The sequence below is a fragment of the Azospirillum fermentarium genome (assembly GCF_025961205.1).
In the GTDB taxonomy this organism is placed as follows: Bacteria; Pseudomonadota; Alphaproteobacteria; order Azospirillales; family Azospirillaceae; genus Azospirillum; species Azospirillum fermentarium.
Genome location: NZ_JAOQNH010000002.1, coordinates 726554 through 748661 on the forward strand (window position 1 = coordinate 726554; position 22108 = coordinate 748661).

The following is a 22108-nucleotide window of genomic DNA, read 5'->3' on the forward strand; positions in this document are numbered from 1 at the left end:
TCACCCCTTGGGACGCGAATTCTTCTCGTCGATGCCGCTGGTGCCCTCGCGCGCCGCCAGCTTGGCGAAAACCGCTTCCGGTTCCACCCCCGTGGCCGCCCACAGCACCAGCAGGTGATAGAGCAGGTCGGCGGATTCGCCCACCAGCGCATCCGTGTCGCCGCGCATGGCCTCGATCACCGCTTCCACCGCTTCCTCGCCCACCTTCTGGGCGATCTTGGGCACGCCGCGGCTGAACAGCTTGGCGGTGTAGCTGCTGGCGGGGTCGGCCCCCTTGCGGGCATTGATGGTGGCGTAGAGCCGCTCCAGCACCGCAGCGGTCGCCTGCGCCTCAGACATGCGCCGCGGCCTTCTTCACCGGGCGCACCGGGATGCCGGCCTCGGCCAGTGCTGCCTTGGCCTGCCCGATGGTGTAGGTGCCGAAGTGGAAGATGGATGCCGCCAGAACCGCCGTGGCGTGGCCGTCGCGGATACCCTGCACCAGATGGTCCAGCGTGCCCACCCCGCCCGACGCGATGACGGGAATGCCCAGCGAATCCGCCACCTTGCGGGTCAACTCCAGGTCGAAGCCGCTCTTGGTGCCGTCACGGTCCATGGAGGTCAGCAGGATCTCCCCCGCCCCCAGGGATTCCATGCGCTTGGCCCATTCGATGGCGTCCAGGCCGGTGTTGTTGCGCCCGCCGTGGGTGAACACCTCCCACTTGCCGGGGGCCGTCTGCTTGGCGTCGATGGCGACGACGATGCACTGGCTGCCGAACTTCTCCGCCCCTTCGCGCACGAACTCCGGGCGGTGGACGGCGGCGGTGTTGATCGACACCTTGTCGGCCCCGGCGAGGAGAAGCTTGCGGATGTCTTCCACCACGCGCACGCCGCCGCCGACGGTCAGCGGCATGAACACCTGCTCCGCCGTCCGCCGCACCACGTCGAAGATGGTCTCGCGGTTCTCGTGGCTGGCGGTGATGTCCAGGAAGGTCAGCTCGTCGGCCCCTTCGCGGTCATAGATGCGGGCCTGCTCCACGGGATCGCCGGCGTCCACCAGATCGACGAAGTTCACCCCCTTGACCACCCGCCCGTCCTTGACGTCCAGACAGGGGATGACGCGCATCTTCATCATTGGCCGGCACCTTCGGTCACGGGGGCGGACAGCAGAGCCAGGGCCTCCGCCGGGTCGATGCGCCCGTCATAGAGCGCGCGGCCGCAGATGACGCCCTGAATGCCCGAGGCCTCCTCGCGCTTCAGCGCCTTCAGATCCTCGATGCTCGACACGCCGCCCGACGCGATGACCGGGGTGGTCAGGTGGAACGCCAGATCGGCGGTGGATTCCACGTTCACGCCCCCCATGGCGCCGTCGCGGTTGATGTCGGTGTAGATGATGGCCGACACGCCCGAATCCTCGAACTTCAGCGCCAGATCCAGCGCCTTCACCTCCGACGTCTCGGCCCAGCCGGCCACCGCGACATAGCCTTCGCGGGCGTCGATGCCCACGGCGATCTTGCCGGGGAACAGGCGGCAGGCCTCCTTGACCAGTTCCGGCTGGCGCAGCGCCACCGTGCCCAGGATCACCCGCGACATGCCCTTGGACAACCACATCTCGATGGTGGCCAGATCACGGATGCCGCCGCCAAGCTGTACCGGGATGGTCACCGACGACAGGATCCGCTCCACCGCGTCCCCATTCACCGGGCGGCCGGCGAAGGCGCCGTTGAGATCCACCAGATGCAGCCACTCGAACCCCTGCTCCTGAAAGGCGCGGGCCTGTTCACCGGGATCGGTGTTGAAGACCGTCGCCTGGCTCATCTCGCCACGCACGAGGCGGACGCAGGCACCATCCTTGAGGTCGATGGCGGGGTAGAGGATCATGGCAGGGACTCGTTCGTTTGGGACGCGGGAGGGGGGGATGTCAGATCTTTATAATAATAATGCCCGGCAACCGGACGCCCGTCCACCCAGGCATAGTTGGGGTGTGTGCCCCAGAGGGTGAAACCCGCCCGTTCATACAAGTGAATGGCCGCTTCCTGGGTGGCGCGGACGTCGAGATTGAGAATGCGGAAACCCAGCGACCGCGCCTCGTCCTCCACCGCCTGGACCAGCCGGCGCGCCACGCCGTTGCCGCGCGCCCATGACGCCACGAAGGCGGTGGTCAGGGTGCAGGCGTGGGACTGCGCCTCGTTGTTGCGGGCGGGGCGGACCAATTGGGCGGAGCCGGCGATCACCCCGTCCAGCCGGCCGATGAACAGGATGCGTTCCGGCACGATCAGCACGCCGCGCCAATAGCGCTCCATGATTTCGCGCCCCGGCGGGGTGACCCAGCCGAAGCCGCCGCCGGCCCGGATGGCCTCGTCCGCGGCATCGCACAGGTCGTGCAGGTCGGCGGGGCGGAGCTTGTCGCCCGCCTGTTCGACGGTGACGGTGCGCTTGGCCTGCTCCGTCATCGCTTACGGGTTCCAGGTCAGGAAATTGGTGATCAGCGCCAGCCCGGTTTCCTGGCTCTTTTCCGGGTGGAACTGGGTGCCGACCAGATTGTCGCGCCCGATGGCCGCGGTGACCGGACCGCCGTACTCCACCCGCGCCAGCGTGTGTGCCGGGTTGGCGCAGACGAAGTGGTAGGAGTGGACGAAATACCCGTGCGCCCCCGCCGGCAGGTTGCGCAGAACCGGGTGATCGGACACGATCTCAAGCTCGTTCCAGCCCATGTGCGGGATCTTCAGCGCCGGGTCGGCGGGGGTCAGCTTCAAGACCTCTCCCCCGATCCAGCCCAGGCCGGCGTGGTCGCCGTGCTCGCGCCCGATGGTGGCCATCAACTGCATGCCCACGCAGATGCCCAGCATGGGGCGCCCGCCGCGGATGACGGCTTCGCCCAGCGCATCCAGCATTCCCGGCACCGCCGACAGGCCGCGGCCACAGTCGGCGAAGGCGCCGACGCCCGGCAGGATCACCCGGTCGGCCCGCCGCACCACATCGGCGTCGGCGGTGACGGTGACGGTCATGGACAGGCCGGCATCCGCCGCCGCCCGTTCCACCGCCTTGGCGGCGGAGCGCAGGTTGCCGGAGCCGTAATCGATCAGGGCGACGGTGGGCACGGGGAAGCCTCGTTGATCTTCGTCGGAAAACAGGTGGGGCGGGGCAGGGGGGTCAGAGCGACCCGCCCAGCGTGCCCTTGGTGGACGGCACGGCGTCGGCCTTGCGCGGGTCGATCTCCACCGCCGTGCGCAGCGCGCGGGCCAGCGCCTTGTAGCAGCTTTCCACGATGTGGTGATTGTTCTCGCCGTACAGGTTTTCCACGTGCAGCGTGACCCCCGCCGCCCCGGCGAACGCCTGGAACCATTCGCGGAACAACTCGGTGTCCATGTCGCCGATCTTGTCGCGGCTGAAATGGACCTTCCACACCAGATAGGGGCGGTTGGAGAAATCCAGCGCCACGCGGGTCAGCGTCTCGTCCATGGGCACATAGGAATGGCCGTAGCGCTGGATGCCCTTGCGGTCCCCCAGCGCCTGGGCCACGGCCATGCCGATGGCGATGCCGCTGTCCTCGGTCGTGTGGTGGAAATCGATGTGCAGGTCGCCCTCGGCCACCACCGTCAGGTCCATCAGGCTGTGCCGGGACAACTGCTCCAGCATGTGGTCGAGGAATCCGATGCCGGTGCGGACGTCGTAGACGCCGGTTCCGTCCAGATTGGCCGCCACCCGGATCCGGGTTTCGTTGGTGTTGCGCTCGATGGAGGCGCGCCGCATGACCGTGCTCTCGTCTTTGTTACCATTGAGTGTTTATCAGGAACGGCCCGCCTATGCCAGACGGAGGATGCCGCACGGCACAATCCGCCGCTCCTACCCAAGAAGAATATGGCCCGCGGTGCGGATGACGATCCCCACACACCCGCCCAATGCCGCCGGGCGCCACACCGCCGCCGCCCGCCGCCCCGCCGACATCAGCACCGCCAGCCCGGTCAGGTCCAGCGGGTGGATCAGAAAGCCGGCGCTGGCGTTCAGCAGGGGCACGCTCAAGGTGCCCTGCTTCAGCATGTCGCCCACCACCCCCAGCATGGCCGTCCCCCCGGCCACCAGCTTGGTCAGGGTGGGCAGCACCAGCAGCGGGTCGATGGACAGCGCCCCCAGCGCCGGGGCCAGCAGCGCCGTCAGCCCGTCGATGGCCCCGCCCTGGCGCAGCCCCATCACCGCCGCCAGCGACAGCACCAGCATGGGAATGGCGCCGATGGTGATCTTGAAGGCATCCGTCCCCGCCCGGTTGATGGCGTCGAGAATACCCTTGGCGTTGTCGGCGGTGGGGTGGCGCAGGGTGTCGTCCAGCCGCTGTTCCTCCGCCGACAGATGGCGCCCGAACAGGTAATAGGCCGCCGCCGCCGCGGCCAGCCCGCCCACCAGCGACAGCACCAGCACCGGCACGGGACGCAGGCCCAATGCCGCCAGCGGGAACACCGCGTTGGCCTGGGCCATGGCCAGCACCATGGCGAAAGTGGCGGCCAGGTGGCGGTCGGAGGTGCCGCGCTGCTCCATCATCGCCAGCGTGGCGACGGGGGCGGCGAAGCTGACGAAATTGACCTGCAGCGCCGCGAACACCCCGAGCCCGGTCAGGCCGAAGGGCCGCAGCAGCGGCGCCAGCCGCCGCACCAGCCGGTCGAGGACGCCGAAAGCCTCCAGCACCCGCATGATGGCCAGCATCACCACCATGACCGGCAGCAGCACAAAGAAGGACAGCTCCACCGCCGCGCGGCCGGCGGGCAGGATGACGTCGGCAAGGATGTTCATGGCGGCGGACTATGCCACCGCTTGCGCTGCGAAAACAGCGGCTTCGGAACACTCCCGCCTTCCGCCCGTTGCTTGGGGACAGTGAACCGAAACCAGGACCGTTTCATGGACATCTACGACCGGATCGAGAAGGATCATGACACCGTGCGCGGCCTGATGACCCGCATGTTCGATCTCAAGGCCACCGAAAAGGCCAAGCGCCGCGCCCTGTTCGACGAGCTTCAGCGTGAATTGTGGGCGCACCAGAAGGTGGAGGAGGCGGTGTTCTACGCCGCACTCGCCAAGGCCCGCGAAGCCAAGGACGAAGCGGCCGAAGGGCTGAACGAGCATCACGTCATCAGCGGGCTGCTGGACGAGCTGAACGGCATGCCCGACGACGGCACCGCGTGGGAGGCCAAGTTCAAGGTGATGACCGAACTGCTCCAGCATCATCTGGACGAGGAAGAGGACGAACTGTTCGACGAAGCGCGCGAAGCCCTGCCCGACAGCCGGGCGGAGGAGCTGGCCGCCCTGTTCGAGGAGCGCAAGCAGCACGCGCTGGAAGCGCTGAAACCGATTGCGCCATAGGGAAAATTCCTGAACTCCCCTCTCCCCCGGTGGGGGGAGCGGGGAAACCGTATCACTATGGCTTCGTCACACCGCGGTTTCGGCCATATAGGGCCGGTAGCGGACGTCGGTGGTCTGGATGTGCTCGATCAGCCATTCCTTGAGCAGCAGGATCAGGTCGATTCGCAGCATCATGGCGTGCCCGCTCTCGAATTCGTCATGCAACTTGGCGATTTCGTCGATGAAATAGCGGTGGGCGGCCAGGTGGGTTTCCAGGTCCGGGTAGCCGTGCTCCCGCATCATCCCTTCTTCGCGGCTGAAATGGACGTCGGTGTAATCGCGCAGACCCGTCAGCAGCGCCTTCAGGTCGTCCTTGCCGCGGGTCGCCACGTTGGTGCGCAGCAGGCCGTTGAACATGTCGATCAGCCGGCGGTGGTCATCGTCCAGGACATCGATCCCGACGCTCATGTTCGTATCCCAGGTGACAAAATCGGGGGTCGTCATCGGCGGTTCCTCCGGTGTCTTGAACGTCGGGCTGGTGATCGGCGGTCCCCGGGCGGTGCGGTGGATCGCCGCGCCGGGGTTGATCTCATGAAAGACGAACACACCCGCCCGATCAAGCGCCATCGGAAGCGGCAAAACCCCGCATGGCAGGACCGGGGGCGGGGTGTGGCAATTCCCCTTCCGGCGGCGGCGGCGAACCCCTATACAGAACGGTGCCGCCCTGGCGTACGGGCGGGGCGGCGCTGGTGACGGGGCGGGGATTCCCATGGGATTGCTGGACGATATCACGCGCAAGAAACGGGCGCTGGACGCGGCCCGGCCGCTGCCGCCCGCGGCGGTGCGCGAGCTTGCCAACCTGTTCGAGCTGGAGCTGACCACCGCCTGTCTGGCGCTGGAAGGCGGCTTGCTGGAACCGGAGGAGATCCTGGAGGTGCTGGCCAAGGGTGTGGTGCTGCGCAACCGCCCGCAAAAGGATCAGCTTTTGGCCGCCAACCACCTTCAGGCCCTGGAGCTGACGGCCCGGCTGTGCGAACAGGCTGCCACCGTGGTCACCGAACGGACGGTCATGGCCTTCCACAAGGTGCTCTACGCCGGCATCGACCCGGTGGCCGGGCGCTACCGCGACGGAATCCCCGATGACGCCGCCGACGGCTCGGTGCCCGATCCGGCCAAGGCGCGGGTGTCCATGTCGGCGCTCAGCGGCTGGCTGCGGCGGGTGGAGATGGGGCACGAAACGGCGGTGGAGGCCCATTACCGCCTGTTGATGGTGCGCCCGTTCGAGCAGGGGAACATGGCGGTGGCGATGCTGCTGGGGAACCTGATCCTGAACCGGGCCGGCTATCCCCCCGTCATCCTGCGCGACGAGTTGCTGGACACCTATTTCGAGGTGGTGGACCGCGCCCGCACCGTGGGCGACAAGGGGCCGTTCCGCGACTTCCTGCTGGGGCTGCTGAACGAAAGCCTGGATCTGTGTCTGCAGGCCGCGGCCCGTGCCGCCGCCGCCCGCCAGCCGGCGGAAGCCGTGACCGTCACCGTGGACGGCGCCCCACCGGGCCGGATGGGGTAACGCCCGCCGGCGCCACCCCGTTTCCAGCCCGTCAGGAATCGTAGGACATCAGGGATGTGTAGGGCACGTCCAGCTTGCCCCGCCCGTTGAGGAAGGTCAGTTCCACCAGGAAGGCGGCGCACCGCACGTCGCCGCCCACCTGCCGCAGCAGGCTGATGGCCGCGGCCATGGTGCCGCCGGTGGCGAGCAGGTCGTCCAGAACCACGACGCGCTGGCCGGGCTTCACCGCGTCGGCCTGCACCTCGATGGTGTCGGTGCCGTATTCCAGGTCGTAGGAATAGGCCACCTTGTCCCCCGGCAGCTTGCCGTGCTTGCGCACCATGATGAAGCCGATCCCCAGGGCCGCGGCCAGCGGGGCCGCCAGCAGGAAACCGCGGGACTCGATGCCCACCAGCAGGTCGGGCTGGTGCGGGCGGATGGCGTCGGCCAACTGTTTCACCGCCTCCTGCCACGCCGGGCCGTGGGCCAGCAGCGGGGAGATGTCGTAGAACAGAATCCCCGGCTTGGGAAAATCGGCGATGCCGCGGATGTGGTCTTTCAGGTTCATGGGGGCTGGCCGTTGCAAGGGAAAAGGGCGGTGGGCGGCAGTCTAGGCACGGCATCCGTCCGGCGGCAAGGCGGTGGTTCGCCGCGCTGCCTCGCAAGACCGGCCATTGCCGTCGGGGAAAAGGATTATTACCGTAAAGGAAGCCCGGTAAAAGAAGGCCGGCAGGCGGAACGGAATGGAAAGGCGGGGCATGGCGCCACAACAGGCGTGGCTGGAGACGGCGGCGGACGAGGCCGCGGGCCACTGGACGGCCGCCGCCGCCGGGCGGTGGGATCTGCGCGGCGCCGGGCGCATGGCCGCCACCCTGGACCGGCTGGGGCCGGACCGGGACGGCGTGCCCGTGCGCATCGACCTGTCGCGGCTGGAGGCGCTGGACACCGTGGGTGCCCTGCTGCTGTCCCGTCTGGCCGCCCGGCTGGAGGGGCAGGGGCACGCCGTGACCGTCGATCCCATCCGCCCCGAACACGCGGCCCTGTTCGCCGCGGTGCAGGAGGCGGATCACGCCCCGCCCCCCGTGCCCGATCCCGGCCATCACATCCGCGCCATGGTCGAACGGCTGGGCCGCGCCACGGTGGAGGCGATGAAGGAAGGGCGCGCCCTGCTGAACTTCCTGGGCCTGATGACCATCACCTTCCTGCGGCTGGCCCGGGCGCCGTGGCGCATCCGGTTCCGCGCCGTGGTGTTCCACATCGAGCAGACGGGGCTGAACGCCCTGCCCATCCTGGGGCTGCTGACGTTCCTGATCGGCGTGGTGCTGGCGTTCCAGGGGGCGGACCAGTTGCGGCGGTTCGGGGCCGACATCTACGTGGTCAACCTGCTGGGCGTGTCGGTCCTGCGCGAGATCGGCACGCTGATGACCGCCATCATCGTGGCGGGCCGTTCCGGTTCCGCCTTCACCGCCCAGATCGGGACCATGAAGGTCAACCAGGAGGTGGACGCCATCGCCACCCTGGGGCTCGACGTGATGGAACTGCTGGTGGTGCCGCGGGCGGTGGCGCTGATGATCAGCCTGCCGCTCCTGTGCTTCTTTGCCGACATGATGGGGCTGCTGGGGGGGGCGGTGATGAGCTATTTCGTGCTCGATATCACCTTCGGCCAGTTCATCAAGCAGCTTCACGCGGCGGTGGGGGTGAACCATTTCATCGTCGGCATCGTCAAGGCGCCGGTCTTCGCGCTCACCATCGCGCTGGTGGGCTGCTACGAAGGGCTGAAGGTGTCGGGGAGTGCGGAAAGCGTGGGCCGGCTGACCACCAAGGCGGTGGTGGAGTCCATCTTTCTGGTCATCATCATCGACGCGCTGTTCTCCATCCTCTTCTCGTTCCTGAAGGTGTGACCATGGCCCCGCCGGATACGGGAACGGAGATGGTGATCCGCGTGCGCGGGCTGGTGACCCGGTTCGGCACCCAGACGATTCACGACGGCCTGGACCTCGACGTGCGCCGGGGGGAGGTGCTGGGGGTGGTCGGTGGCTCCGGCACCGGCAAATCGGTGCTGATGAAGGAGATTTTGGGCCTGATCCGCCCCGCCGCCGGCACCATCGAGCTGCTGGGCCAGGATATCGCCCGCCTGTCGGCGCGGGAGGAGATGGCGCTGAAGGCGCGCACCGGGGTTCTGTTCCAGGACGGCGCCCTGTTCAGCTCCATGACCGTGGCGGAAAACGTCATGGTGCCGCTGAAGGAACACACCGACCTGCCGGGCGGCCTGATCGCCGACATCGCGCGGATCAAGATCGCCATGAGCGGCCTGCCCCCCGGCGCCGGGGCGAAGTACCCGTCGGAGCTGTCGGGGGGCATGCGCAAGCGCGCCGGGCTGGCCCGCGCGCTGGCCATGGACCCCGACATCCTGTTTCTCGACGAACCCACGGCGGGGCTGGACCCCATCGGCGCGGCGGCGTTCGACACGCTGATCCGCAATCTGCAGAAGAGCCTGGGCCTGACGGTGTATATGGTGACCCACGACCTGGACAGTCTGACCACCATCTGCGACCGCATCGCCGTTCTGGTGGACCGCAAGGTCCGGGCCGCGACGCTGGAGGAGCATTTGCAGGACGATCATCCCTGGATCAGGGAGTATTTCCATGGGCCGCGCGGCCGGGCCGCCCGCCGGGCGGAGGGCTGAGGGCCATGGAGACACGCACCAGCTACACCCTGGTCGGCGCCTTCGTTCTGGTGCTGCTCGCCGGCCTGTTCGGCTTCACCGTGTGGATCGCCAAGGTCCAGTTGAAGGAGGGGCGGGACATCTACCTGACCTACTTCACCGGGTCCGTCACCGGGCTGCAGGAAGGCAGCCCGGTGCGCTACCGCGGCATTCCCATCGGCACCGTCACCGACATCCGCCTGGACCCCAACCGGGTCAGCCGCGTGCAGGTGACGGTGGAGGTGCAGCCGGGAACCCCGATCAAGACCGATTCCATCGCGTCCCTGGAGCTTCAGGGCATCACCGGCGGCGCCTATGTCCAGATCAACGGCGGGACGGAGAACAGCCCGCGCCTGCGCGACGAATCCAAGGACGAGATCCCCATCATCCCCTCCCGCCCCTCCACCCTGGCCGAGGTGGTGGATGCGGCACCCCAGATCCTGAACCGGGCGCTGGCGATCACCCAGCGGCTGGAGGATATGCTGAGCCCGGAAAACCAGCAGGCCATCACCCGGACCCTGGCCAACGTCCAGCGCCTGTCCGATGCGGTGGGCGGCCGGTCGGACGAGATCGGGGAGACCATTTCCAACCTCCACGCCGCCAGCCGCAGCCTGCGCCAGAGCGCCGACACGCTGGGCCCCCATGTGGACGAGGCGGTGGTCCAGGCCACCCGCACCCTGGTCAGCGTGGACGGGGCGGTGAAATCCTTCCAGTCCGACATGCGCGGCCTGTCCCAGGCGGTGCGCGAGGCGTCGGGACAGCTCGGCGCCATCCTGGGCGACAACCGCCGGCCCATGCGCGATTTCGCCGCCACCGGGCTTTACGATCTCAGCCTGCTCATCAGCCAGTTGCGCGACGTATCGGCGCAGGTGTCGCGGGTGTTGACGCGGGTGGAAAACGATCCGACCAATTTCCTGTTCGGCGGAACCCGCCAGGGTGTGGAGGTGCGCAGCAAATGACGCCGGTTCAGACGACCACGACTCCTCCGCCGGCGCATCCACGGCGCCTGTTCCTGCTGACGGGCATGGCCGCGGCGCTGGTGGCCGGTGGATGCACCGTCATCAACCCCACCGCCCCCCAGCTCTACACCCTGACCCCGGCTGCGGATTTTCCGCCCGCCGCCGGCAGCCCCGCCACATGGCAATTGCTGGTGGAAGCCCCCACCGCCGCCGCCAGCCTGGACACCCCGCGCATCGCCGTGGCCCAGACCGCGACCGCCATCGACTATTTCGCCGATGTGTCGTGGACCGACCGCGCGCCGAAGATGATCCAGGGGCTGCTGGTCGAATCGTTCGAGAATTCCCGCCGCATCGTGTCGGTGGGACGGGACACGGTGGGCCTGCGCTCCGACTTCGTGCTGAAGGCGGAACTGCGCGATTTCCAGGCGGAATACACCAACCCCGGCGCGCCGGCCCCGAATCAGGTGCGGGTGCGGCTGTCGGTCAAGCTGGTGTCCATGCCCCAGCGCACGATCGCGGCGGGCGAGGTGTTCGACGCGGTGGTGCCGGTGGATGGCCGTGCCTTCCCCACCGTGGTCAACGCCTTCGACGCGGCGCTGAGGACGGTGATGGCCCGCACGGTGGAATGGACCCTGCGCACCGGCAACAGCGCCCCCCGTCCGGCGGTGGCGTTCCCCTGAAAGAGACGGCGGGGCACGAGAAAAACCATGCTGCGGTGACGGGTTCCCAGGCATACTGTTGCCGGGCCGGACGGCCGGCCACGGGTGAACAGCATGGGAGCCGCCATGGAAGCCGCCAGGGAGCACGGCACGCCGCCGGTCCAGGAAGCGTTCGCGTTCGAGCGTCTGCCGCGCAGCGAGCTGGAAGCGCTGGCCGGCGCCGCGCGGGAGGTGCGGGCCTGCCAGCGGGTGCTGGCCAAGACCGGCGACACGCTGGTGGGCGAACTGCTGCGCGGCCACGGCACCGTGTACGAATGGCGCCATTACCCGCCGGGCGACGTCTATGACGCCGAATACCATGCCCAGTATTATTACCATTGCCACCCGGAGGGGGAGCGTCCCGCCGACGAGCACGGGCATTTCCACACCTTCCTGCGCGCCTTCGGCATGCCGGCGGGGGTGGCGCCGGCGCCGCTGCCCGATTTCCGGCGTCCGGCGGCGGAAAACGACGTGCTGTCCCACCTGATCGGCATCGCCATGGACCACATGGGGCGGCCCATCCGCCTCTTTACGGTCAACCGCTGGGTGACGGGGGAGGTGTGGTTCCCCGCCACCGACGTGGTGCGGATGCTCGATTGCTTCATCATCGACCATGCCCGCCCGTCGTGGCCGGTCAACCGCTGGATCACCGCGGTGATGCGGCTGTTCCGGTCCGAGATCGCGGCCCTGCTGCACGAACGCGACGCTGCCCTGGCCGCCTGGGCCGCCGCGCACCCCGATTCCTATGCCTACGAGGACCGCGGGCTGGAAATCCTGTCTCAGCGGACCATCGACGTGGACGGCACGGTGGCGCGGGTGGAGGCCGCCCTTCACGGATCGCGGCCCCGGCGGTCCTTCCTGCCCGAGGCGCCGCTGCCCGGGCCTTGATTCCGGCGTGTATAAGAAAAGGGCTGTTTTAAGGAAGCGGCAAAACTTATCTGTTCCTATAACCGGTGGCGCCATGCTGGATCATGCCACCGGACGGAGACAGCCGCGGTGCGGCAGGGAGAGGGCGGTTAACCATGAGCGATGCCCACTTGAGCGACAAGCTCACCAAGGAAGATGTCGTCCGTCTGATGGCGGACCCGTCCCCGGCCACCCGTGCCGATCTTGCCGTCAAGCTTGCGCACAACTTCGACGATTCCTCGCTGACCGAGACCGAACGCCGGATGGCGGAGGAGATCATCCGCGTCATGGCCCAGGATGCCGTGGTGCGGGTGCGCCAGACCCTGGCGGAAAACCTGAAGGGCAATCCCAAGCTCCCCCGCGAGGTGGCGCTGACGCTGGCCCGTGATGTGGAGGCGGTGGCCATTCCCGTGCTCAGCGTGTCGGAGGTGCTGACCGAACAGGATCTGGTGGAAATCGTCCGGTCGGGGGGGGAGGGCAAGCACACCGCCATCGCCCGCCGCCCGACGGTGCCGGCCAGCGTGGCCGACGCCCTGATCGAAAGCGCATCGGAACGCGCGGTTGCCGCCCTGGTCGCCAACGAAGGGGCGCAACTGGGCGAAAAATCGCTGGGCCGGGTGATCGACCGCTTCGGCGAATCGGAATCGGTGCAGGAGCCGCTGGTCCACCGCTCCCGCCTGCCGCTGACCATCGCCGAGCGGCTGGTGGCGGTCGTGTCGGAAAAGCTCCAGAACTATCTGGTCGTCAACCACGAGTTGCCGCCCAAGGTCGCCGCCGATGTGATCCTGCAAAGCCGGGAGCACGCCACCGTCACCCTGGTCAGCGGGGAGAACGACGAAGCCGCCCTGGAACGGCTGGTGGTGCAACTGGTGCGCACCCGGCGGCTGACCCCGTCGCTGCTGGTGCGGGCCTTGTGCATGGGCGACATCGCGTTCTTCGAGATGGCGGTGTCGTATCTGGCCAACGTGCCGCTGACCAACACCCGGCTTTTGATCCACGACGCCGGGCGGCTGGGGCTGAAATCGGTCTATGAGAAGGCGCGCCTGCCTTCGGCCCTGCTGCCGGCCTGCCGCATCGCCATCGACGTGCTCAAGGAAACCCCCTTCGACGGCGAGGAGCGCGACCTTGAGCGGCACCGCCGCCGGGTGATCGAGCGCATCCTGACCCAGTACGAGGATCTGGCCCCCGACGATCTGAACTATCTGCTGGACAAGCTGGGCGATCTGATCCGCCCGGCGGCGTGAGGCGGGGCTCCCGCCGGCTGTGGCGGGGGCACGACACCGTGAGGTTGTTTGCGGCGCGGCAGGCTTTGGCCGCTTGCGCCGGGGCTTGCGGATGCCTAATCAAGCATCTGTCATTTGCTCCGATGTAAGGACTGCGCGCGTGTTCGAATCGCTTCTGCCCGAACTTCTGGCCCTGGCCCAGGTCGTCTTCATCGATCTGGTGCTGGCGGGCGACAACGCCATCGTCGTCGGCATGGCGGCGGCGGGGGTGGCGCCGGACAAGCGGGCGCGGGTGATCTTCTGGGGCATCGCCGCGGCGGTGGTGCTGCGGATCTTCTTTGCCCTGGCGACCACCCAGCTTCTCGACATCATCGGCCTGACCTTTGCCGGCGGCATCCTGCTGTTGTGGGTCTGCTGGAAGATGTTCCGCGAGATCCGCGCCCAGAGCGCCGAGGACGAGGGCGCCGGCGTGGTCGCGGGCGAGGATGCCGCGTCCGCCCCGCGCAAGACCGTGGGCGCGGCGGTGCTGCAGGTGGTGATCGCCGACGTGTCCATGTCGCTGGACAACGTGCTGGCGGTGGCCGGGGCGGCGCGCGAGCATCTGTGGGTTCTGGTGCTGGGGCTGGTGCTGTCGGTGGCGCTGATGGGGGCGGCGGCGACGGTGATCGCCCGCCTGCTCAGCCGGTTCCATTGGATTGCCTACATCGGTCTGGCGGTCATTCTTTATGTGGCGCTGGAGATGATCTGGCGCGGCGGCGGGCAGATCGTCTTCTTCGCCCAGCACATGTCGTAAGCGAGCACAGGCCGCAAGAAGGACCGGGCTGGGGGAACCTTCCCCCCGCGGCGGCGTTTCCGGTGGAACCACCGAGGAACCGCCGGAAGGACCGCCGCCGATGACAGCCCATGGGATGGGCGGGGAAAGCCCCGCCGCCGAGAGCCCCGCCGCCATCGAAAACGACATCCGCGCCATCCGTGCGCGCATGGACGCCACCCTGGACGAGATCGAAGCCCGCCTGTCCCCCGCCGGTCTGGGCGGGGGCGTGCTGGACGCGGTGCAGGAGGCGTTGGACGGCCGCCCCGGCCGCATCGCCGCCGCCATCCGCGACAACCCGGTGCCGGTGGCCCTGATGGGCATCGGCGCCCTGTGGCTGGCGTGGGCGGTGTCGCGCACCGGGCGGGATGGCCAGCGGGCCGGGCACCAGCCGGAACTGGATCACCGCAGCCTGCTCGCGCTGCTGTCCCACCTGACCGAGGTGTGCCGGCAGGGGGCCGTCGCCGCGCGGATGCTGGCCGAGCGGCGGGGAAGCAGCGACGGGGTGGAGGATCGGCTGATCGGGCTGGGCTCCCTGTTCGAGCGCTCCGCCGCGGTGCTGGAGCATGAATACCTGCGCATGGGCGGGGTCAGCACGCCGGGCGCTCCGGTCATTCCCCTGTGGGCCGGGGTGTTCGACGCGCTGAACACCGGCCTTCCCCCGTCGCAAATCCTGTTTCGGCTGGAGCAGAGTTTCGACCGCGCCCTGGATCTGTTCCGCGACGCCCTGCACCGGGATCTGCCCGACGAGGTGCGGGTGATCGTCGGTTCCCGCCACCACGACCTGAGCGCCGGGCGCAACCGGCTGGCCGCGGTGCGGGAGGCGGTGCTGTGAACCTGCTGTGGCGGGTGTGGCAGCGGCAGAGCAAGGACAACATCGGGATCGTCGCATCGGGGGTGGCCTATTACGCACTGATGTCGCTGTTTCCGGCCCTGGCGGCCCTGGTCTCCCTCTACGGGCTGGCCGCCGACCCGGCGGGGGTGGAGGCGCAGGTGGACCAGTTCGCCGGCCTGCTGCCCCCCGACATCCTGTCCATGCTGCGCACCCAGGCCCACGCCATCGCCGAGGCTCCCGGCCAGGGCCTGAGTGTCGGTGTGGCCCTGGGCCTGCTGCTGACCCTGTGGAGCGCGTCGCGCGGGGTGAATGCCCTGATCACCGCCCTCAACATCGCCTATGACGAGGAGGAGCGGCGCAGCTTCGTGGTCCTGGCGTTGCTGTCCATGGGGCTGACGCTGGGGGCGCTGGTGTTCTTCATCCTGACCGTGACCATGGTGGCGGTGGTGCCGGCGGTGCTGGCGTTCCTGCCGCTGGGGCCGCTGGCCGGTCTGGTGGCGCTGGTGCGCTGGCCGATCCTGGCGGTGGCCTTGGCGCTGGCGCTGGCGGTGGTCTACCGCTTCGGCCCGTCGCGGCGGGTGGTGCGGTGGCGCTGGATCACCTGGGGCAGCGCCACGGCGGTGGCGCTGTGGCTGCTGGGATCCATCGGCTTCTCCCTCTACGTCTCCCACTTCGCCAGCTACAACGAAACCTATGGGTCGGTGGGGGCGGCGGTGGTGCTGCTGCTGTGGATGAACCTGTCGGCCTATGCCGTGCTGCTGGGGGCGGAACTGGACGCGGAGCTGGAGACGGGCGGCACGTCCGGGCGCGATCACGGGAGTGCGGATTCGGCTGTTGAGAACGGCGGAAAAATCTCTTATAAGAGATGAATGGATCAAATAAGAGACGATGCGGAATCAAAGATCGCCCAGCGGATCCGGTTCGAGCGCGAGGCCCGCACCTGGTCGCTGGCGGATCTCGCCGCCCGCGCGGATGTGTCGAAGGCCGCCATCAGCAAGATCGAGCGCGGTGAAACCAGCCCGACGGCGGGTGTGCTGGTGAAGATCGCCGGTGCGTTCGAACTGACCCTCGCCGGCCTCCTGCTCCGTGCCGAGGGGGACGCACCCCGGCTTGTCCGCTGTGCGGATCAGGCGTTGTGGCGCGATCCCGAAAGCGGCTATGTCCGGCGCCAAGTCTTCATGCGCCCCGATCATCCGGTCGAGGTTGCCAGGATCAGCTTGCCCGCCGGTCAAAACGTGGCGCTTCCCGCGTCCTCCTACGTCGTCATCCGGCAAGTCGTCGTCGTCCTGTCGGGCACCCTCCTGATTCAGGAAGGGACGGAAAGCCACACACTCTTCGCCGGCGACAGTTTGGGATTCGGCGCCCCGGCGGATGTGGTCTTTGCCAATACGACGCAGAACTCTTGTGAGTACATGGTCGTTCTGTCCCGTTCGTGATCAACTTCAATATCGGTCATCGCCACATGCTGATGAAACAGGGAATGCTCGATGACGAGCGCGTCAAGGCGCTGCTCGACGTGCATGTCCGGCGCGCCCGCGCCGAGACGGCCCCCGGCAGCGCCCACGCTCTTGACCTGGATGCCTTGAAAACACCGGATATCCATTTCTGGACCCTGTGGGACGGGGATGCCCTTCTCGGGGTCGGGGCATGGAAGCGGTTGAGTGAGGACCATGGCGAAATCAAATCCATGCATGTCGCGGAGGGCAGCCGCAGGCGCGGCGCCGGCTCCGCACTGCTTCGCCATATCATGGCCGATGCCCAGACCGCGGGCATGCGGCGGCTGAGCCTGGAAACCGGGTCATGGGATTATTTCCGCCCGGCCGCCGCTCTCTACGCGCGCCATGGCTTTGTCGTCTGCGGCCCGTTCGGAAACTACCAACCCAACCCCAACAATGTGTTCATGACGGTGACGGTGACGGTGGAGGACGGCGGGGCAGAGGGGAAAAACTGACCTTTGGGTCATCCGTGCGGGGCTTGCCGGCTCCGTTCCGCTTCGACACCCCGATTCGCGGCCATCCCAGCGGCAAACCCCGTTAAAACGGTGGCGTATGGGACACGAAAGGCGATCGGAATGGTTCTTTCCCGCCGGCCAAACCCTTTCTTTCGAAGAGTTCCGGGCGGCTGATCTGCAATTATGAAAGGGGAAGGGCCACCCAAGCCGCTTGCGTGTGGCCGGATCGCCGTCACATAGTGGTCCTACCGCCCGACCCGACCAGGGTCGGCGTCCGTTGGGCTGCGTTCAGCGGAAATAACAAAGTAAGGTCAAACGTTAAGGAATCCACCAATGGCGAGCCATGGCGAGAGCAAGTGGGTTTACTCCTTCGGTGCGGGCAAGACCGAGGGCCGTGCGGACATGAAGAATCTGCTGGGCGGTAAGGGAGCCAATCTGGCCGAAATGGCCAACCTCGGGCTTCCTGTCCCCCCCGGCTTTACCATCACGACCGAGGTCTGCACCTACTTCTATGCCAACGGCCGCACCTATCCGGTGGAACTGAAGGATCAGGTCGCCGCCGCTCTGGCCGAGATCGAGCAGGCCATGGGCGCGGTGTTCGGCGATGCCAACAACCCGCTGCTGGTGTCGGTGCGTTCGGGTGCCCGCGCGTCCATGCCGGGCATGATGGACACGGTGCTGAACCTGGGCCTGAACGACGTGACCGTCGCCGGCCTGGCTACCCGTTCCGGTGACGCCCGCTTCGCGTACGACAGCTACCGCCGCTTCATCCAGATGTACGGCAACGTGGTGCTGGACGTCGATCACCACCATTTCGAGGAGATCCTCGATTCGGTGAAGCGCGACCGCGGCTATTCGCTCGACACCGACCTGACCGCCGCCGACTGGCAGGCGGTGATCGCCGACTACAAGGCGATGGTGGAACGCGAACTGGGCCGCCCCTTCCCGCAGGATCCGCAGGAACAGCTCTGGGGGGCCGTCGGTGCGGTGTTCGGGTCGTGGATGAACGCCCGCGCCATCACCTACCGCAAGCTGCACGACATCCCCGCCGAATGGGGCACCGCGGTCAACGTGCAGTCCATGGTGTTCGGCAACATGGGCAACGACTGCGCCACCGGCGTGGCCTTCACCCGCAACCCGTCCACCGGTGAGAACGCCTTCTACGGCGAATATCTGGTGAACGCCCAGGGCGAGGACGTGGTGGCCGGCATCCGCACGCCGCAGCACCTGACCATCGCCGGGCGCGAAGCCAACAAGTCCGACCTCCCCTCCATGGAAGAGGTGATGCCGGAAGTGTTCAACCAGCTCAACGAGGTCCGCCTCCGGCTGGAAAAGCACTACCGCGACATGCAGGACATCGAATTCACCGTGCAGCAGAACAAGCTGTACATGCTCCAGACCCGCACCGGCAAGCGCACCGCCCAGGCGGCCCTGCGCATCGCCGTGGACATGGCCACCGAAGCCCTGGTGACCAAGGCCGAGGCGGTGTCGCGCATCGACCCGGCCTCCCTCGACCAGCTCCTGCACCCGACCCTGGACCCCAAGGCCGAGCGCAAGGTCATCGCCAAGGGCCTGCCGGCGTCCCCCGGTGCGGCGTCGGGCAAGGTGGTGTTCTCCGCCGACGACGCGGAAACCCAGGCGGCGTTGGGTGATGCGGTCATCCTCTGCCGCATCGAGACCAGCCCCGAAGACATCCACGGCATGCACGCGGCCAAGGGCATTCTGACCACCCGCGGCGGCATGACCAGCCACGCGGCGGTTGTGGCCCGCGGCATGGGCCGCGCCTGCGTCGCCGGGGCCGGCGAACTGCGCATCGACTACAAGACCAAGGTCATGTCGGTGCGCGGCGTGCAGGTGAAGGAAGGCGATCTGGTCACCATCGACGGGTCCACCGGCGAGGTGATGCTGGGTGCCGTCCCCACCGTGCAGCCGGAACTGTCGGGCGATTTCGCCACCCTGATGGGTTGGGCCGACGAACTGCGCCGCATGAAGGTGCGCGCCAACGCCGAAACCGCGCTGGACGCCGCCACCGCCCGCAAGTTCGGGGCCGAGGGCATCGGCCTGTGCCGCACCGAGCACATGTTCTTCGACCCCGCCCGCATCCTGGCGGTGCGTGAAATGATCCTGGCGGAGACCGAAGAGGGCCGCCGCAAGGCGCTGGCCAAGCTGGAGCCGTTCCAGAAGCAGGACTTCGTGGAGCTGTTCACCATCATGGCCGGCCTGCCGGTGACCATCCGCCTGCTCGACCCGCCGCTGCACGAATTCCTGCCCAACACGGAAAAGGAAATGGCGGAGGTGGCGGCCGCCGCCGGCACCGACCCGCTGCGCGTGCATCAGCGTTCGGTCCAGCTTCACGAAGCCAACCCGATGCTGGGCCACCGCGGCTGCCGTCTGGGCATCACCTACCCGGAAATCTACGAGATGCAGGCCCGCGCCATCTTCTCCGCCGCGGCGGACGTGGCGAAGTCCGGCACCCCGGTGACGCCGGAGGTGATGATCCCCATCGTCGCCACCCGCAAGGAACTGGACATCCTGAAGGCCGTGATCGACCGCGTGGCGGCCGAGGTGAAGGCGGCCAGCGGCCAGGAGTTCGAGTATTCCGTCGGCACCATGATCGAACTGCCCCGCGCCGCTCTGCGGGCCGGTGAGATCGCTGAAACGGCGGAGTTCTTCAGCTTCGGCACCAACGACCTGACCCAGACCACCCTGGGCATCAGCCGTGACGACGCCGGTAGCTTCCTGCCCGATTACGAGCGGGCCGGCATCATCGAGCACGATCCCTTCGCCACCCTGGACCAGGACGGCGTGGGCGAACTGGTGCGCATCGGTGCCGAGCGTGGCCGTGCGGCCCGTCCGGGCATCAAGCTCGGCATCTGCGGCGAGCACGGCGGCGACCCGGCGTCGATCCAGTTCTGCGAGTCGGTTGGGCTGGATTACGTGTCCTGCTCGCCCTACCGCGTTCCGATCGCCCGTCTGGCCGCGGCCCAGGCCGCGCTGAAGACCGACACGGTGAAGCGCGACTGATTCGGTCTTATCCCCGCATCCATCGGTATGATTGATGCGGGGATGGTCCCTGCGACAGGAAAACCCCTCCCGAAAGGCATAGTCGGGAGGGGTTTTCTATTGCTTTCTGCTGAGATTTGCTCAGACTTAGCTTATAAAGCAAAGACGCGAGAAACCGCACCGGACGGGTGCGGGAGGGGATCATGGAGACAATCGGCTGGTCGGACGCGATGGTTTTGGGCGTCCCCGAACTGGACCGGGAACACCAATCCCTCGTCACCCATTTCAAAACCCTGGCCGACCCCGCGCTGCTGCGGGATCAGGCCGCGTTCCGCGGGCGTCTCGACGCTCTCGTGGCGGAGGTGTGCGCCCACTTCGACGCCGAAGAGCGCCTGATGCGCGAGCATCATTACCAGGACGCCGCCGAGCACAAGGACGCCCACGACGAAATGCTGAAGCAGATCAACAGCTTTCTGACCCTGCTGGAGCAGGAGCACGGCCACCCCGGCGTGACTATCCTGGATTTCGTCGGCCAGTGGCTGACCGACCATATCGCCGAGGACGACCGGGCCTTCGCCGAGTTTCTCAAGCGGAACCGGCGGCAGGCGTCATGACCGTCTCCTATGTGGTGACCCTCTACAACAAGCGCGCCTACATCGGCGGCGTGCTGGACAGCCTGTTACGGGAATGGGAGCAGACGGGCGGGGAGATCGTCGTCGTCGATGACGGGTCCACCGACGGCTCCCGCGCCGTCGTGGAAGCGGTGGCCGCCGGGCGGCCCCATGTGCGGCTGATCGTCAAGGACAACGGCGGCGTGGCCTCGGCCACCAACGCCGGTTTTGCCGCCGCCGCCTTCCCCCTGGTGCGTTTCATGGACGCCGACGACACGGCGGTGCCCGGCAGCACCCGCCGTCTGGTCCGTGCCTTGGACGAGCATGGTGCCGGGCTGGCCTTCGGCGGGTGGCGGGGCTATGACGGCGACGAGGCGGCCCTGGCGTTCCCCGATCCGTCGGCGGCCCCGTCGCGGCGGGTGGACGACCCGTTGCGGCTGGCGCTGTCGCGCCAAGCCTTCGTGCCCAGTTCCATGATCGCCGTGCGTCAAGCCATTGCCCCCTGCTTTCCGCTGCCCGAGGGCTACCGGACCAGCCAGGATTTCGTCATGAGCGCCCGCTTCGCTCAGGTGACCGGCTTTGCCAAAGTGGACGCCACCGTCTGTTTCCTGCCCGAAGGGGTGGCGGGCCGGCTGTCGGGCAGCCTGGCGCGCATGTATTCGGATTCGGCCCTGCTGCTGGCCGACGAATGGGAGCGGGCGCCGGGGGACTGGCCGGCGCCCTACCGCCGCCACGCCGTTCGGCGTCAGGCGTGGCGGGCCTACCTCTACGCCACCCGCCACCTGCCGGGGAACCGGGGGCAGGCGGCGTGGCTGATGGTGCGCCGGGCGCTCGGCGCTCTGCCCTGGGGCAGCCCCGGCCCGGCGGTCCTGCGCCGGATCGCCGCCACCTATGCCGGCGCCCTGCGCGCGCCCGGCCGCTATCCGTAAGAAAAACCGCCAGATCAGCCGGCGCCGGCCATCAGCGACTGGTAGAGATCGGCCAGGGAGGGCTGGGACGCGGGCGTTCCGGCATTCTGATAGCGGCCCAGCATCGTTTCGATGGCCTTCTGCATGGCGTTCATGGCCGACGGGTCGGTGTTGCCGCCGTCGCTTTCCGTGCCGTAATGCACTTCGGCGGTGGTGCCGTCGCTCATCGGCACGCCGAAGGTATCGATGCAGCGGGCATCGGCCGGCGACCCGCTGGGCGGCCCCTCGCCGGTCGGGCGGATGCTGCTGAGATAGCCGACCATATCCTGCATGGACGCCAGCATCTGGGCGCTGAAGCCCGCGCTGCCGCTGCCGATGTGGGTGGCGCTCACCGAAAAGCCGTTGGGCAGGTCCACCTGCAGCCGGTCCATGGACAGGGCGCTGTCGGCGCTGTCCTGCGACAGGTTCAGTCCGAAGGACGAACCGTCCGATAGCGGCGTTCCGCCCCAGGTGCTGCGGGCACCGTACGGGGTGCCGGCGGCCCCCGTCCGTTCAAGAGTGTTGATCGACATGGAATGATCCCTTTTTGCGTACCCCGGCGGATCCAAGCAAGAACCGCACCGCAAAAGGGATATTTCAT

The 22108-nt window shown here is 67.9% G+C and carries 26 protein-coding genes; 16 read left to right on the top strand and 10 right to left on the bottom strand.

Translation table 11 applies throughout. The features are described 5' to 3' along the window. From M2352_RS18065 to M2352_RS18095, 7 genes are all read right to left on the bottom strand, one after another. On the bottom strand, positions 1-339 hold the full coding sequence (locus M2352_RS18065) for a phosphoribosyl-ATP diphosphatase (protein WP_264665899.1): 339 nt from the start codon (positions 337-339) through the stop codon (positions 1-3). After that, positions 332-1114, bottom strand: a complete 783-nt coding sequence (gene hisF, locus M2352_RS18070) for an imidazole glycerol phosphate synthase subunit HisF (RefSeq protein ID WP_264665900.1) — start codon at positions 1112-1114, stop codon at positions 332-334. The genes M2352_RS18065 and hisF overlap by 8 nt, the downstream gene beginning before the upstream one ends. Continuing rightward, complete coding sequence (gene hisA / locus M2352_RS18075; protein WP_264665901.1) at positions 1111-1860, bottom strand: 1-(5-phosphoribosyl)-5-[(5-phosphoribosylamino)methylideneamino]imidazole-4-carboxamide isomerase; 750 nt, start codon at positions 1858-1860, stop codon at positions 1111-1113. Before hisA ends, hisF begins: the two co-directional genes overlap by 4 nt. Then, positions 1857-2432 carry a GNAT family N-acetyltransferase gene (locus M2352_RS18080; RefSeq protein ID WP_264665902.1) on the bottom strand — a complete coding sequence of 192 codons (576 nt, stop codon included), beginning with the start codon at positions 2430-2432 and terminating at the stop codon, positions 1857-1859. The genes hisA and M2352_RS18080 overlap by 4 nt, the downstream gene beginning before the upstream one ends. A gap of 3 nt (positions 2433-2435) precedes the next feature. Beyond that, positions 2436-3080 carry an imidazole glycerol phosphate synthase subunit HisH gene (hisH, locus tag M2352_RS18085; protein ID WP_264665903.1) on the bottom strand — a complete coding sequence of 215 codons (645 nt, stop codon included), beginning with the start codon at positions 3078-3080 and terminating at the stop codon, positions 2436-2438. Positions 3081-3132: 52 nt separating this feature from the next. Further along, entirely contained in the window at positions 3133-3732 is a 600-nt protein-coding gene (hisB, locus tag M2352_RS18090) for an imidazoleglycerol-phosphate dehydratase HisB (RefSeq protein WP_264665904.1), read from the bottom strand. 93 nt (positions 3733-3825) lie between these two features. Further along, positions 3826-4764, bottom strand: a complete 939-nt coding sequence (locus M2352_RS18095; protein WP_264665905.1) for a nucleoside recognition domain-containing protein — start codon at positions 4762-4764, stop codon at positions 3826-3828. A 105-nt stretch (positions 4765-4869) separates the two neighbouring features. Here M2352_RS18095 and M2352_RS18100 point away from each other — a divergent pair, with 105 nt between their 5' ends. Next, positions 4870-5331 (top strand): hemerythrin domain-containing protein, encoded by a 462-nt coding sequence (locus tag M2352_RS18100; RefSeq protein WP_264665906.1) that lies wholly within the window; start codon positions 4870-4872, stop codon positions 5329-5331. 66 nt (positions 5332-5397) lie between these two features. On the opposite strand, the gene M2352_RS18105 is transcribed toward M2352_RS18100, so the two are convergent. After that, positions 5398-5814: a bacteriohemerythrin gene (locus M2352_RS18105; RefSeq protein ID WP_264665907.1), complete on the bottom strand. Its 417-nt coding sequence runs from the start codon at positions 5812-5814 to the stop codon at positions 5398-5400. 265 nt (positions 5815-6079) lie between these two features. Here M2352_RS18105 and M2352_RS18110 point away from each other — a divergent pair, with 265 nt between their 5' ends. Then, the gene (locus M2352_RS18110; RefSeq protein ID WP_264665908.1) at positions 6080-6880 is read left to right on the top strand and encodes a Fic family protein; all 801 of its coding nucleotides are present in this window, start codon (positions 6080-6082) and stop codon (positions 6878-6880) included. Between the two features lie 31 nt (positions 6881-6911). On the opposite strand, the gene M2352_RS18115 is transcribed toward M2352_RS18110, so the two are convergent. Continuing rightward, a complete protein-coding gene (locus M2352_RS18115; protein ID WP_264665909.1) occupies positions 6912-7427 on the bottom strand; it encodes an adenine phosphoribosyltransferase in 516 nt (171 codons plus the stop codon). A 190-nt stretch (positions 7428-7617) separates the two neighbouring features. On the opposite strand from M2352_RS18115, the gene M2352_RS18120 reads away from it, so the two are divergent. The 14 genes from M2352_RS18120 (at position 7618) to M2352_RS18185 (ending at position 21489) form a co-directional block, all read left to right on the top strand. Further along, positions 7618-8760 (top strand): ABC transporter permease, encoded by a 1143-nt coding sequence (locus M2352_RS18120; RefSeq protein WP_264665910.1) that lies wholly within the window; start codon positions 7618-7620, stop codon positions 8758-8760. 2 nt (positions 8761-8762) lie between these two features. Further along, positions 8763-9545 carry an ABC transporter ATP-binding protein gene (locus tag M2352_RS18125; protein ID WP_264665911.1) on the top strand — a complete coding sequence of 261 codons (783 nt, stop codon included), beginning with the start codon at positions 8763-8765 and terminating at the stop codon, positions 9543-9545. Positions 9546-9550: 5 nt separating this feature from the next. Further along, positions 9551-10522 carry an MlaD family protein gene (locus M2352_RS18130; RefSeq protein WP_264665912.1) on the top strand — a complete coding sequence of 324 codons (972 nt, stop codon included), beginning with the start codon at positions 9551-9553 and terminating at the stop codon, positions 10520-10522. Continuing rightward, the gene (locus tag M2352_RS18135; RefSeq protein ID WP_264665913.1) at positions 10519-11202 is read left to right on the top strand and encodes an ABC-type transport auxiliary lipoprotein family protein; all 684 of its coding nucleotides are present in this window, start codon (positions 10519-10521) and stop codon (positions 11200-11202) included. Before M2352_RS18130 ends, M2352_RS18135 begins: the two co-directional genes overlap by 4 nt. A 105-nt stretch (positions 11203-11307) precedes the next feature. Beyond that, positions 11308-12108 carry a DUF6969 family protein gene (locus M2352_RS18140; protein ID WP_264665914.1) on the top strand — a complete coding sequence of 267 codons (801 nt, stop codon included), beginning with the start codon at positions 11308-11310 and terminating at the stop codon, positions 12106-12108. Positions 12109-12242: 134 nt separating this feature from the next. After that, entirely contained in the window at positions 12243-13370 is a 1128-nt protein-coding gene (locus M2352_RS18145) for a DUF2336 domain-containing protein (protein ID WP_264665915.1), read from the top strand. Between the two features lie 139 nt (positions 13371-13509). Next, positions 13510-14142, top strand: coding sequence for a TerC family protein (locus M2352_RS18150; RefSeq protein ID WP_264665916.1), 633 nt, complete (start codon positions 13510-13512; stop codon positions 14140-14142). A 100-nt stretch (positions 14143-14242) separates the two neighbouring features. Next, positions 14243-14995: a DUF3618 domain-containing protein gene (locus tag M2352_RS18155; protein ID WP_264665917.1), complete on the top strand. Its 753-nt coding sequence runs from the start codon at positions 14243-14245 to the stop codon at positions 14993-14995. Continuing rightward, on the top strand, positions 14992-15864 hold the full coding sequence (locus tag M2352_RS18160; RefSeq protein ID WP_264665918.1) for a YihY/virulence factor BrkB family protein: 873 nt from the start codon (positions 14992-14994) through the stop codon (positions 15862-15864). Before M2352_RS18155 ends, M2352_RS18160 begins: the two co-directional genes overlap by 4 nt. Then, positions 15865-16431: an XRE family transcriptional regulator gene (locus M2352_RS18165; protein ID WP_264665919.1), complete on the top strand. Its 567-nt coding sequence runs from the start codon at positions 15865-15867 to the stop codon at positions 16429-16431. Continuing rightward, entirely contained in the window at positions 16428-16946 is a 519-nt protein-coding gene (locus tag M2352_RS18170; protein ID WP_264665920.1) for a GNAT family N-acetyltransferase, read from the top strand. The genes M2352_RS18165 and M2352_RS18170 overlap by 4 nt, the downstream gene beginning before the upstream one ends. Positions 16947-17279: 333 nt before the next feature. After that, positions 17280-19970, top strand: coding sequence for a pyruvate, phosphate dikinase (gene ppdK, locus M2352_RS18175; RefSeq protein ID WP_264665921.1), 2691 nt, complete (start codon positions 17280-17282; stop codon positions 19968-19970). A gap of 182 nt (positions 19971-20152) precedes the next feature. After that, on the top strand, positions 20153-20563 hold the full coding sequence (locus M2352_RS18180) for a bacteriohemerythrin (protein WP_264665922.1): 411 nt from the start codon (positions 20153-20155) through the stop codon (positions 20561-20563). Continuing rightward, entirely contained in the window at positions 20560-21489 is a 930-nt protein-coding gene (locus M2352_RS18185; RefSeq protein ID WP_264665923.1) for a glycosyltransferase family 2 protein, read from the top strand. Before M2352_RS18180 ends, M2352_RS18185 begins: the two co-directional genes overlap by 4 nt. Positions 21490-21503: 14 nt before the next feature. On the opposite strand, the gene M2352_RS18190 is transcribed toward M2352_RS18185, so the two are convergent. Next, entirely contained in the window at positions 21504-22040 is a 537-nt protein-coding gene (locus tag M2352_RS18190; protein ID WP_264665924.1) for a hypothetical protein, read from the bottom strand. Positions 22041-22108 lie beyond the last annotated feature (68 nt).